This is a genomic window from Porphyromonas sp. C0041D3, from assembly GCF_056590575.1.
In genome coordinates this window covers 39,347-52,589 of the sequence record NZ_JBWPWJ010000009.1, presented here as the reverse complement: position 1 = coordinate 52,589, position 13,243 = coordinate 39,347, and the positions used below count along the sequence as shown (strand labels likewise).

Annotated in this window: 9 protein-coding genes and 1 CRISPR repeat array; of the genes, 8 read left to right on the top strand and 1 reads right to left on the bottom strand. The window is 59.4% G+C overall.

Annotated features, from left to right (window positions below):
- Positions 1-227 precede the first annotated feature (227 nt).
- A CRISPR array of direct repeats spans positions 228-622; the repeat unit is 33 nt; unit sequence CAGACCATATTCCATTAAAACAAGGATTAAGAC.
- A 1,761-nt stretch (positions 623-2,383) separates the two neighbouring features.
- Positions 2,384-3,442 carry an IS110 family RNA-guided transposase gene (locus tag AC1EKE_RS07210; RefSeq protein ID WP_480308857.1) on the bottom strand — a complete coding sequence of 353 codons (1,059 nt, stop codon included), beginning with the start codon at positions 3,440-3,442 and terminating at the stop codon, positions 2,384-2,386.
- A 679-nt stretch (positions 3,443-4,121) separates the two neighbouring features.
- Here AC1EKE_RS07210 and tsaE point away from each other — a divergent pair.
- The 8 genes from tsaE (at position 4,122) to AC1EKE_RS07170 (ending at position 13,235) form a co-directional block, all read left to right on the top strand.
- Positions 4,122-4,541 carry a tRNA (adenosine(37)-N6)-threonylcarbamoyltransferase complex ATPase subunit type 1 TsaE gene (gene tsaE / locus AC1EKE_RS07205; protein WP_480308856.1) on the top strand — a complete coding sequence of 140 codons (420 nt, stop codon included), beginning with the start codon at positions 4,122-4,124 and terminating at the stop codon, positions 4,539-4,541.
- Positions 4,542-4,549: 8 nt separating this feature from the next.
- A complete protein-coding gene (locus tag AC1EKE_RS07200) occupies positions 4,550-4,789 on the top strand; it encodes an Imm17 family immunity protein (RefSeq protein WP_297128828.1) in 240 nt (79 codons plus the stop codon).
- Between the two features lie 9 nt (positions 4,790-4,798).
- Positions 4,799-6,883: a tetratricopeptide repeat protein gene (locus AC1EKE_RS07195; protein WP_480308855.1), complete on the top strand. Its 2,085-nt coding sequence runs from the start codon at positions 4,799-4,801 to the stop codon at positions 6,881-6,883.
- On the top strand, positions 6,870-7,835 hold the full coding sequence (locus AC1EKE_RS07190; protein ID WP_480308854.1) for a hypothetical protein: 966 nt from the start codon (positions 6,870-6,872) through the stop codon (positions 7,833-7,835). Before AC1EKE_RS07195 ends, AC1EKE_RS07190 begins: the two co-directional genes overlap by 14 nt.
- Positions 7,832-9,445, top strand: coding sequence for a YifB family Mg chelatase-like AAA ATPase (locus tag AC1EKE_RS07185; RefSeq protein WP_480308853.1), 1,614 nt, complete (start codon positions 7,832-7,834; stop codon positions 9,443-9,445). The genes AC1EKE_RS07190 and AC1EKE_RS07185 overlap by 4 nt, the downstream gene beginning before the upstream one ends.
- A gap of 15 nt (positions 9,446-9,460) precedes the next feature.
- Positions 9,461-10,198 carry a shikimate dehydrogenase family protein gene (locus tag AC1EKE_RS07180; RefSeq protein ID WP_480308852.1) on the top strand — a complete coding sequence of 246 codons (738 nt, stop codon included), beginning with the start codon at positions 9,461-9,463 and terminating at the stop codon, positions 10,196-10,198.
- Between the two features lie 487 nt (positions 10,199-10,685).
- Entirely contained in the window at positions 10,686-11,051 is a 366-nt protein-coding gene (locus AC1EKE_RS07175; protein WP_480308851.1) for an FtsL-like putative cell division protein, read from the top strand.
- Positions 11,052-11,072: 21 nt separating this feature from the next.
- On the top strand, positions 11,073-13,235 hold the full coding sequence (locus tag AC1EKE_RS07170; RefSeq protein WP_480308850.1) for a penicillin-binding transpeptidase domain-containing protein: 2,163 nt from the start codon (positions 11,073-11,075) through the stop codon (positions 13,233-13,235).
- Positions 13,236-13,243 lie beyond the last annotated feature (8 nt).

The following is a 13,243-nucleotide window of genomic DNA, read 5'->3' as shown; positions in this document are numbered from 1 at the left end:
TCCCTTATCTATTGTCTCCTCAACAAAGGTAATCTCTTTTTCCTCCCCCTCCCAGCACATCAAAATGCGAATTAGCCTAAGGTAGAGATGACACGTTGTACAATCAATTCAAAAAACCTTTGTATATTTGCACTAAGAGGTATATGTTTTCCCTCAAAATTTTCGGTTTCTGCGGTCTTTTTGGTCATAAAGGGCTCACACACAGATCTTCACAGATTTGACCCTCGCAGACCATATTCCATTAAAACAAGGATTAAGACCCGCTGTGTCGACTACCTTTCCGCCGTCATAGACGTTGCTCACAGACCATATTCCATTAAAACAAGGATTAAGACCTCACCATCCCGCTCTTCAGTCGCACGAAGCGAACTCGCAGACCATATTCCATTAAAACAAGGATTAAGACATGATGCGGTCGTTGAACATATCGAAGGCAATGCTCTCGCAGACCATATTCCATTAAAACAAGGATTAAGACTTTAGAGGCTCACCATCTAGAGTAGATACGTGACGTCTCGCAGACCATATTCCATTAAAACAAGGATTAAGACGTCTGACCGCCAAGGGGTGATCCGAATGGTTCAGTTCGCAGACCATATTCCATTAAAACAAGGATTAAGACTGTGAGACAATAAGCGGGCATACCCGTAGGGGGGCCCCCGAAGGGATCCGTTTTGCTTAGCCCGGTGGTCAAGGCACAAAGTGCCGACGACCCCGGGTTACTTGCGATACGCCATATATGAGACTGTTGCACGAAGGCGGTCTGCTGCGTTGCTTTCGGAATTCGGTCTTGGTCACGTACGTGAGTACGCTCCCTTCGACCTCATCCTCAGCGCCTTGCATCTCATCCTTCGTGCAAAGTCTCAGCACATTTGAAACAAATGTGCGAGAATGGCACTTCGTGCAACATTCTCAATTACCCTAAGGCTTGAGTGCGTCACGCCTTGGCAGGGGCATAATCAGCGGTGGAAAATACCCGAAAATCCAAAAATTGTAAGGTAGAGATGACACGTTGTACAATCAATTCGAAAAACCTTTGTATATTTGCACTCAGAGGTACATGTTTTCCCTCAAAATTTTCGGTTTCTGCGGTCTTTTTGGTCGTAAAGGGCTCACACACAGGTCTTCACAGATTTGACCCTCGCAGACCATATTCCATTAAAACAAGGATTAAGACTTTCCTTTTTCATAACAAAAAGTCGTTTAGGGTTTGTCCCTCGCAGACCATATTCCATTAAAGATTAAGACCGGGGGAGACGATAAGCGGGCTACCCCGTAGGGGGGACCCCGTTAGGGGTCCGTTTTGCTTAGCCCGGTGGTCAAGGCACAAAGTGCCGACGACGCCGGGTTGCTTGCGATACGCCATATATGAGACTGTTGCACGAAGGCGGTCTGCTGCGTTGCTTTCGGAATTCGGTCTTGGTCACGTACGTGAGTACGCTCCCTTCGACCTCATCCTCAGCGCCTTGCATCTCATCCTTCGTGCAAAGTCTCAGCACATTTGAAACAAATGTGCGAGAATGGCACTTCGTGCAACATTCTCTATATACGACCCCGATAGGGGGTCGGTCCCTCTAGGAGCTCTCCATTACGAGCGACACCCTGGCGGGGTCGTGGGGATTAAATAGGCTATGCTTACCCAGGGTCGTCGGGGCGGCGCCCCTCCGACACCCGGGCCATGAAGAAAGCACCCCTCCGGGGTGCGTTGCGACCCGTCCGACCCGTCCCAAAAACAGGGCGTCACCTAATACCGATATTAGAATTCACTAATACCGATATTAGAGATCACTAATACCGGTAAAAGAAATCTCTAATATCGGTATTAGTGATCGCCCCTATCCGCCAGGGGGCCCACCCGGCATAATCGGGGGAGGGATCTGCTCGGCGACCCACAAGGAGTTGATGGGGTAGGAGCGGGTCTCAGCACATCGGTCACCGATTCGCGGATGACCGATGCCTATGGAGCGAGCACCCTTCGGGTGCCTCACGACTCGTCCGACTCGGGCATAGCGCCCCGGAGGATCTACCGCCCAGGGGGGGGTGACGCATTTGAGCTTTACAGAGGAGATCTGAGGTGCGAGACTCCTCTCCTAATGCACACGCCTGCCGATCCCGCAGGGGCGAAGTCCCGGAGGGATCACCGGTCTTTAGCCCGGATGTCGAGGGGCGAAGCCCCGAAGACTCCGGGTTACCGGCGATATGCCTTATATATACGACCCCGTCAGGGTGTCGCACTCCACGGGCAAGCTTGATAGTGCGACACCCTTGCGGGGTCGTGGAGCATTTTTTCCACCGAGACATCCCGGGGTCTTCGTCGGGGCATGCGCCCCTCCTTGACACCCGGGCTATTTATGCTAACCACCAAACTTTTTGGGTAGAAATTTTATGCGGTCTGATATTGTTGAGCTACTTTGAGGTGGTGATCGGGATCATATAAGGTGTCGTTCTTCACCATAGCCCATATTATAGTGATCAGTTTATTCTTAATGTTATTGATGATGACGAGCTTCGGCTTGCCCTTTTTGAGCAGCCTTTCCCTGTAGAGGGCGATCTCAGGATTCCAATTCATGGCTGTGACGGTGACCATATACAGAAGTCCCGAGTAGTAGGAGTCAGCCTGCCTGCTCCTATGGGAGCCGTGTTGTATGGACGTGCCGGACTCGCTTCTGAAGGGGGCTATGCCGAGAAAACAGGCTAGAGACCTCTTGGAGTCAAATGTCGTAAAGCCGCTCGTGAGGACAATCAAAGCGATAGCAGTTACCGGTCCCACACCGTTGATGCTGACGATGATATCATAGATCCCGGAGAGCTTCTTTTCAGACCTTATGAGGCTGTACATTTGTCGATCTACCTTGGCGAGCTGCTCTTTGATGTAAGCCAATTGTCTCTCCAGAATTTTTATATTCATCATGATGGTCTTGCTGCCGGGCTTGGCCTTGATACGGACTTCGGCATCACGTTTCTTGCACATCAGCCCCGCTTGCTCCTTCACGAGACGTCGTCTGATGTCGTTGCACTCCCTGAGCTCTGAGAGGACCGGACTTTCGGGGACAAAGAGTCTGACCCTTTTCTGATAGAAAGTCCTTGCATACTCGGCGATCATGGTTGCGTCCGCTGAGTCAGACTTCTCACGGACGATCCTGCCGGAGCCGTTCTTGATACAGACGGCGTTCTCCAGCCAGCAGTCGATGCCGGCGTCAAAAAGCCTCCGTGGCAGGAGGAGACTATAGCTCCCGGTATGCTCCCCGCAGACCAGCACATCGGAGAGTGAGCACGTCTCAGGGAGGAGCTTTACGATCCACGATACGAGTGCCTTAGCACCCTTATCATCATTGGAGAAGGACTTGGGCAGACAAACCGGATCCGGATCCTCATCAAGAAGAGCAGAAGCGACAAAATTCGCTTTGGCAAAGTCAATGCCGATAAATAGAGTTTTCTTCATAACTTTGAATGCATTTGGTTTGAGCGGTACTAAGCGACAAAAGCTGTTTTAGGCAAAAGCTGTAATTAGGTTCTTCCTATCTATTTATCTGGCTTTTAACAGCTTGACCGAGAGGAGGTCCGTAGCCCGGTATGGATTTTTCAATCCCTGCTAAAAACATGGTTTACCATCCTCTCAGTCGGTTAGTGCCGCTCTTCATACAACAAAGATACGATACTAACCCTGCTGTCAGGAGCACCAGCTCCCAAAAGATTTATCTCCTTTGTTTGAGTGGCGTTGAGGGGCTTTTGAGCGGGGCTCAAAAGCCCCTCAACGATCCTGTGACAAACTTACAGCTAAACAGCGTGCACCCCTGCCGGGGTGCCTCGTTCCCCACCCTTCATAATGAGTTGATGGGCTTCTGTGCTGCTCAGATGCGTCACCCCTGATCTACCGCCCGGGAGAGGAGGGAGAATAGGGGAGACCTTTGCATAATACCCCATCTGCGGCGTCACTTTCGAGATTCGGGCTTGGTCATGTGCGTAAGCACACTCCCTTCGCCCTCACTCTCAGTTCCTTGCATCTGGGGCATTCTGCAAAGTCCCTGCCGAAAAAGCGGTGCTTTTTCGGCGAAAGACCATTTTGCAAAGGTCTTTAGGGGGGAAATGGCTACTTTTGTGGGAAGAGATTGTGACCACTTATGAAGTACGACATCACCTATACACTCGACCAACTCCCCGAGGTGGCAAAGGAGCTGCTGGAGAACTTTGGCGACCACCGCGTCTGGGCTTTTGATGCGCCTATGGGAGCGGGCAAGACGACGCTCATCGATGAGATCTGCAAGCTCCTCCGAATCCAGGAGGTGACCAGCAGCCCCACCTTTGCGATCGTCAATGAGTACCACACCGCTGACGACAGCGTCATCTACCACATCGACTGCTACCGGCTCGATGACCTAGCGGGCGCCTACCGCATCGGCCTCGAGGAGTACATCGACAGTGGCGAGTACTGCTTCATCGAGTGGCCCGAGGTGGTCACTCCGCTCCTCGACGAGGAGGCGCTCACGCTCCACATTGAGATCATCAACGACGGGCAGGCGCGCCGCCTCACCATCGACTAAGTGCCCCGATGACGGCCAGGCTGCTGATAGAGCTCTCGGTGGTGGGGATGTTTGTCCTCCCCGGGCTGCTGGCTCTCTGGGTCGGCATCGCCAATAGAGAGTGGTTTTTCTCCAACCCCCAGGCGCAGATATGGCTCCGTGCCCTGGGGCGAAAGGGTAGCCGCATCGCCACCATCATCATCGGTCTGCTCCTCCTCGCCTGCAGCCTCCTCTTCTACATCGATCCCCTCCACGTAATGAAGTCCTAAGCCCTGCCTATGAGACACCCCTACTCCCCCTCGGAAAACGAGATGACCGACTACAACGCACCCCGGGGCAGACAGCTCATCGAGGATACCCTGAGCGGTCACTACGCCCGGGCCTTTGAGATGCTTGACGGCACGCCCACGGGCGACAGCCCCCGGCTCAGAGAGCTGACAGAGACCTATCGGCTCCTCTGCGACTACTATGCCAAGGGGGCCGAGGATCCCTCCCGCGACGAGATACTCCGCAAGATCGGGCGAGAGCTACGTATGCTGATCCGCGAGGCTCGGGATGTAGAGCGATGTCTGCCCCCGAGCTGCATAGATGCCAGGCGACGTCTCGGGGAGGGGTACGACCTTGCGACGGACCTGGCGCACCCCCTGACGAGGCAGGAGCCGGGCTACTACGACCGGCTGGACCGACTCTTTGACTACCTCTGGGCGACCAACCGGCTGACGGAGTCGGACTGTGAGGCGATACGGCGCTCTACCGACAGGGTGGAGCGGCACATGCTGCTCTCGGGACTCGCCGTGGGGCTGTGCGAGGAGTATGACCCCGCCAAGCTGACCCTCCTCATCGAGGTGCTGGAGGATCGCGAGCCGGCGGAGGTGGCGATCGCCCTGCCTGCCCTACTGATGGGCGGGCGACGGCATCAGAGGGAGATCCTCCACTTCTACCCCGACCTGGCGGAGCGGGGGCTCGCCGCCCTGAGACGCCTTCGGGAAGAGCTCCATATGGCGGTGGAGGTGCTCCTCGACACCTACGCCACGGAGCGCAACGACCGGATCTTCACCGAGGAGGTGCTGCCCAAGCTGCAGGGACTCGGGGAGCACCTGCGCGGTATGCCGGGGGCGACGATGGAGGATCAGGTGCAAAACTTCTACCACAGCCTCGATGAGCAGCGGGACGATGAGATAGAGGGACTCCTCGCCGATGCGATGGGACGGCTGGGGGATATGCAGAAGGACCGCTTCGACATGGAGTACTCGTCGGTGAAAAACCTTAAGGGCTTCCCCTTCTTCGGCAGCCCTGCCCACTGGTTTTACCCCTACATCCCCACCCATCCCGACCTGATCGAGGGCAATGTGAGGATGCTGACCAACTGGGGCAAAGCACTCTTCGGTGGCCGGCGCCTGATCTCCTCCGACCGCTACTCCTTCTCCCTCATCCCCGGGCTCGACCGAATGATCCCGCAGATGGACCTGCCGGAAGGGGTCTCCCTCGGGGAGAGCGAACCGATGACGCTACGGGAGCAGATGAGGGACTTCCTCTTCGGGGCCTACCGCTTCTACACGCTCTACAGCGATGCGGGCGACTTCATCAATCCCTTTGAGGGACATCCTTTCGTCCTCGACGGGCCCTTCACCCGCGCGGCAGACCTCTATACCGAAGAGCAGCTCTGCGACCTCGCCCTGCGGGTGGCGCACGACGGTCACTACGGCTGGGCGGGGCGGCTCTACGAGCGGTCACAGCGAGACTATGGAAGTCACTCTGGGGAGGTGTGGCGCGGCATAGCGGTGGTCTATATGATGGACGAGAGGGACGAGGAGGCTCTCCACGCACTGGAGGAGGCGATCCACGAGGAGGGGATGCGCAGCAGTACGGCAGAGAAGGTCGCCTCACTCTTGGTGAAGCTGGGTCGGAAGAGCGACGCGATCGACTTCATCCGCAAGGCGGAGGATCAGGTGGAGGGTCCGGGAAGGGTCCGGCTGGTGGCGGAGCGTGTCCGGCTGCTGAGAGAGCGGGGAGAGCCGGAGGAGACACTCCAGGCGGCCTACAAGGCGGACTTCCTCGCCGACGGGGAGGATAGGGAGATCTCTGAGACCCTCTGTACCCTCCTCCTCGAGGTGGACCGGGCGGAGGAGGCGGTCAAGCGCGCCCACTCCTCCTCGCTCCCGCTCTACGAGGGGGTCGCACTCCTCGCGACAGGAGAGCGGACCGAGGGCATCGCCCTTCTCCGTCAGGCACTCCATACGAAGCCCGGCAACGCCCCCCGCCTCGAGGCACTCCTGACGCTCCTGGCCAAGTACGACATCCCCGACCGGGAGCGTGCACTGATCTACGACACCATCACTCTACCATCTTATGAGGCAAAGTAAGCCCACTCTCCTTCTCCTCGCCACCCTGCTACTGATCCTCGTCGGCTGCAGCCGCAAGGATCAGGCCGGCAGTCCCCTCGCCGTCGACCTCCGTCCCGGTACGCAGCCGGCACTGCTCTACACCTACGGCACGACCGCCATCAGGATCGACACGATCGATGGAAGGTATAAGGCGCGCTTCGACCGCGACACCCTTGACTTCCTCGTGCTCACCGACACCACCGGACTGATAGAGACGGTCCTGATCCCCGACACCACCAAGCTGAAGTACCGCCCCGGCAAGATCGAGGGAGCGCGCTACGCCGATGAGCTGATTGAGTGGAAGCGACTGATCGCCGAGGCGGGCGACAGCATCACGCCCGACCTGAGGGACTTCTACGGGCGGATGACCGGCCGTCGGCTCAGCCTCTTCTACGCCCTCGACGGGCTGCAGCGCTTCCCCGATCAGGAGCCATCACTCCTCAGGGGACTGCTCTCCGCGGCGCAGTACAGCCACACCGACCTCCTGACTGCCCTCGGGCTGAGTCGCGAGACCTCTTTCAGCCGCTTCCCCGACCGCTTTGGCAGAGAGGAGAGAGAGACAAAGGCCTTCATCAAGCCGGATCACTTCATGGCGGTGATGGCCCTCTGCGAGAGCGATATGGACAGCACGCTGCTCCGCCCCTTTTACCACACCGCCGACAGCCTCGGCGTCAAGAGTCTCCTACTGCTGATCGGGCAAGAGGAGGCGGCACCCTTCCTCCCCTCGTCCGACCGGCGGACCCGCTTCGTCAGCGACAGCATCGGCGAGGCATCGACGATCGCCACCACACTCGGGGCGGAGAGGCTCCCCGCCTACTTCGTCATAGACACGCTGATGAGCGTCATCGATCGTCCCTCGGACCTCACCGAGCTGACCCGATACATCCTCGCTCACGACACCATCCCACTGAAGAAGAGTAAGAGAAAATGATCGAGCTATCGGACGACCTCAGCTACCCCGGCGAGGGGGCTGAGGAGAGAGACCCCTCTCACGCCTTGGCCAAGATCTACGGACAGGCGGTCAATGGCCTCTCTGCCACCACGATCACCATCGAGGCACAGTGTCAGGACGGGGTGCGCTACACGCTCGTCGGACTGCCCGATACGGCGGTCAAGGAGAGCCGAGAGCGGGTAGAGGCGGCGCTACTGGAGTCCGGCATCAGCTGGAAGCGGAGACGCTACATCATCAATATGTCCCCCGCCGACATCCGGAAGGAGGGTGCCGCCTACGACCTCCCCCTCGCCGTCGTCCTCGCCGGGCTGATGTGCCCCCTCGACCTAACCCCTCTGGAGCGCGTGGTGGTGATGGGGGAGCTCTCCCTCGACGGCCGGATACAGCCGATCCACGGCATCCTCCCGATGGCGATCAATGCGGTGCGGGATGGCTTCCGCGCCATCATCGTCCCGCGTGCCAATGCGCGGGAGGCGGCAGTCGTCGACGGGCTGACCGTCTACGCCGCCGACACGCTCACGCAGGTGCTCGCCTTCGTCTCCGGCACCGGGACGCTCGAGGTGGTGAGCGACCAGACCACGGAGGCGGACTTCGTCACCTCGATAGACAGTATGCTCGACTTTGCGGACGTGAAGGGGCAGGAGGAGGTGCGGCGCGCCATGGAGGTGGCTGCGGCAGGCAATCACAATATCCTCATGGTGGGTGCGCCCGGTAGCGGCAAGTCGATGATGGCGAAGCGGCTCCCGGCGATCCTCCCGCCGCTCACCAAGGAGGAGGCGATCGAGACGACGATGATCCACTCCGTCGCCGGCGTGCTGCCTCCCGACAGCGGACTGATGACGCGGCGCCCCTTCCGCTCCCCCCACCACACCACCTCCGGGGTCGCCTTGGTCGGAGGCGGCACCTACCCCAAGCCGGGCGAGATCTCGCTGGCGCACAATGGGGTGCTCTTCCTGGACGAGTTGCCGGAATTTTCCCGCCACGTGCTGGAGGTGCTGCGGCAGCCGCTCGAGGACAGGATCGTCACCGTCTCACGAGCCCGAGGCACGATCACCTTCCCCGCCTCCTTCATGCTCGTGGCATCGATGAATCCCTGCCCCTGCGGCAACTACAATAATCCTGCAAAGGACTGCACCTGCCTCCCCGGGCAGATCTCCGCCTACCTCGGGCGCCTCTCCGGGCCTCTCCTCGACCGCATCGACATACAGGTGGAGATCGTGCCGGTCCCCTTTGAGGCACTCTCGTCGAGAGAGCCGGGCGAGTCGAGCGCCGTGATCCGTGAGCGGGTACTGCAGGCGCGCGCCATACAGGCGGCACGCTACAGGGAGATCCCCGGCATCTACACCAATGCCCAGATGACTCCCGCCCTGATGAAGGAGTACATCCACATCGACTCCGCCGGGCGCGAGCTCCTCCGCCGCGCCATGGACCACTACGGGCTCTCGGCGCGGGCCTACGACCGGATCCTCAAGGTGTCGCGAACCATTGCCGACCTGGAGGGATCCCCCGAGGTGCTGACCCACCACATCGGCGAGGCGGTCAACTACCGCAAGCTCGACCGCAGCAGCTGGGGTGAGGTAAAGTCGTAATTGCTCCTCGGTGTGATGAAGAGAGTCTACCACCTCGGTCTCCTTGGGCGTGACATCGGCTACAGCCGGTCCCCAGAGCTCTTCGCCGAGATCTTCCAGAGAGAGGGGCTCGAAGGCTCCACCTACAGGCTCATCGACCGCCCGGAGGTGGGTCCCTTTTTCACAGAAATTCGCCGTACCGCCCAGTGGGACGGATTCAACGTCACCACACCCTACAAGACCGCCGTCATCCCCTACCTCGACCGGCTCGATCCGTCGGCATCGGCTGTGGGAGCGGTCAATTGTGTCACCTGCCGAGATGGGATCCTCACCGGCTACAATACCGATGTGGAGGGCTTTACCGTCTCGCTCAGGGAAGAGATCGGGGAAGGGACCCTCCCCGGCTGTGCGCTGGTCCTCGGCAGCGGTGGCGCCTCAAGGGCCGTGCGGGTGTCTCTTGAGCAGCTGGGCATCCCCTCCGAGACGGTATCGAGGAGCCGGGGGCTCACCTACGAGGAGCTGACCCCGGAGCAGCTCGCCCGCACGCCACTGATTGTCCATGCCACGCCACTCGGCAGCGCCAAGTACCCCGGCGCCAAGCCACCCCTGCCCTACGACGCACTCCACGCCGGGCAGCTACTCATCGACCTCACCTACGAGCCGGAGGTGCCCCCCTTCCTCGCGGAGGGGCTGGCGCACGGCTGCCGCACCGCCAATGGCCTCACCATGCTCCGTGCTCAGGCGGAGGCAGCCTGGCACCACTTCAAGTCCTAATCATTCCCCTGCTCAAGCATAGAGGCGGATCCTCAGCTACCCAGCAGAGGGCCCGATTCTACACAGCTTTTATTCCTTCACCCCCTGCATATCGTGTACAGGGGCGACGCACTTGAGCATTAGGTTAATCATGTACCGAGGTGGGCTCATTCGTGAGGCACCCGAAGGGTGCTCGCTCCATAGGCATCGGTCATCCGCGAAGCGGTGACCGATGTGCCGACACCTCCTTGATCCCCTCGACCCCTTGCGGGTCGCCGAGCAGAAATTCCCTTTCCCGACGCCTCCTCTCCGGTCATCGCATTCCCCGGCAAACTTGATAGTGCGACACCCTTGCGGGGTCGCTGGGGTCGTTTGCGATGCCCGCTCCCCACTCTTCGCAATGAGTAGATTGACTTCTGTGCTACTCAAATGCGTCACCCCCTGCAGATCGTGTGGAGTAGGGCGCATCATTGTAAGGCGAAATCGGTACCTTTGCTCAAAGTAGAATATGATGGAGAGGAATAGGCAAAAGAAGCCCAAGTTTAAGCTCAATCGTCAGACCTTCCTGGATCGCTTAGGCGACTTCTGGGAGGGGAAGTACTTGGTTCGCTCGATGAATACGCGGACCATGAGATGGGTGGTGGCAGTGGCACTCTTCTGCCTCGTCAGTATCTTCAATTCGTACCACAGCTTGCGACAGAAGAGCAAGGTGGACCGACTGGACCGCGAGATCACCGAGCTGAGGATGGAGTACGTATCCACCTCGTCGACGCTGATGGGCGCCCGTCGCCTGTCCGCCATAGAGAGTCGCGTCAGCGAGGAAGGACTGGAGATCTCCATCCCCAAGAATCCTCCCATTATCATCGACCGATAGCCGGTGGGAGAGGCGATATAGATGATGGAAGAGACGGAGCAGAAGCTATCCAAGCAAGAGCAGCAGAAGAGACACAGACTGCGGCAGTCCTACCGGACCTACAGGATCATCGGCGGGATGCTACTGGTGGCGGCGGTGCTCATCTTTGGCAGGACCTTCCTCACCGCCACGACAGATGCCCCCGCATGGCGTAAGCTCAATGCCAATATGCGCCGTGCCAATCAGCCCTCTCAGCCACTCCGGGGAAATATCTACTCCGATGAGAACCACCCGCTGGCGATCAGCGTCCCCTACTACGACACCCGCATAGACTTCCGTGCCGGTGGCTTCGTCGACAGCCTCTTCACCGCCAATGTCGACAGCCTCGCCTATCAACTATCCAGCCTCCTCAAGGACCGCTCCGCCGCCAGCTATCGCCAGCACCTGATGCAGGGATACAATAAGCGGAGCCGCTCATGGCGCGTCGCCACGCGCGAGGTGACCCACAGCGAGCTGCAGGAGATGCTCCGGATGCCCTACCTCCGCACCCGCAATCGCAATGTATCCGGCTTCACCACCTCCCGGTACATCCGCCGCATACGCCCCTACGGTTCGCTCGCCCAGCGCACCATCGGCAGCCTCCGGCGCGACCCCGACAGCCTCGGCATCACGCACGGCAATAGCGGTCTGGAGCTCGCTTTTGACTCCGTCCTCTGCGGAAAGCAGGGGCTGGACGCCTTCATCTTTGTCCCCCCACGCTGGATCCGCGACCCGATCAAGCTCCCCACCGATGGCATGAGCGTCTACACGACGATCAACGTTACCATACAGGACATCACCGAGCGGGCACTACGTAGCGCCCTCGAGGAGTATGGCGGCACCTGGGCCTGCGCCATCGTCATGGAGGTGGCGACGGGGCAGATCAAGGCGCTCTCCAATCTCGATATGGCGGGTGAGGGACACTACATCGAGCGGACCAATCACGCGCTGGCAGACCTGCTGGAGCCGGGCTCGACCTTCAAGGCTATCTCCATCCTCGCCGCCCTCGACGAGGGCTACGTCACGCCGAGCGACACCGTCGATACCGGCAGCGGGCGCTACACCTACCGAAAGGGGCTGACGATCGTGGACTGGAAGGGGGGAGGCTTCGGTCGCGTCACGGTGCGGGAGGCGATGTATCAGTCCTCCAATATCGGCGTTGCTAAGACGGTGCTGAGGGGGTTTGAAAAGCGGCCGGAGGACTTCTACAATAAGCTCATGGGGATGAATATCTTCTCCCCCATACGACTTGAGATCCCCGGCACCGCCGTCGCCCGGGTGGCAGACATCAAGGACTGGGGGCCGGGTACTCTGCCGTGGGTCTCCTTTGGCTACAGCGTCCAGATGCCTCCGATCTATACGCTCCGCTTCTTCAATGCCGTTGCCAATGGGGGCAAGATGATGGAGCCCTACCTCGTCTCCCGCGTCACCGGTGAGGGCGGCACCTACTACGAGCGTGAGCCACAGGTGATCAATAAGCAGATCGCCGGACGGGCGGCCATCGACTCCCTACAGAGCATACTCCGAGGCGTGGTGATCCAGGGTACGGGGAAGCGGATCAATACGCCCAATGTGACCGTCTCCGGCAAGTCCGGCACCGCCCAGTGCATCGATGCGGCGGGACGGTATATGAATAATCGGCACCGCTACTCCTTTGCCGCCTACTTCCCGGCCGAGAAGCCTAAGTACTCCTGTATGGTGGTGATCAACGCACCCTATAAGGGCAATCTCTCCGCTGCGCCCGGTGCGGTGATCCGCAGCATAGCCGAGCAGGTGAGCGCCACCCAGCACAAGATCCGCCTCCGCGATGTGCAGAGCGACTCCACAGCCGTCTTTACCCACGTCATGGGCGGAGGACTCCGCAGCGGTGTGGAGAAGGCGGCTCACATGACGGGGATCAAGCGGCCCAAGGGGAGCGCTGACTGGGTCGGCTACCTCCCTGAGGATAGTCTCCGGCGCCTCAGCGACCTGAGCATACGGATGAATACGATGCCCAACGTCGTCGGTATGGCCACCTCCGATGCCCTCTACCTCTGCGAGACGCTCGGGCTGAGTGTCACCTGCAGCGGTCGGGGAGGGTACATCCTCCACCAGACGCTCACCCCCGGCACCGCTCTGAGGGGTAGGGGAGCGATCCGCCTCACCCTCGGAGAGCCAAAGTCATAAAATCATCA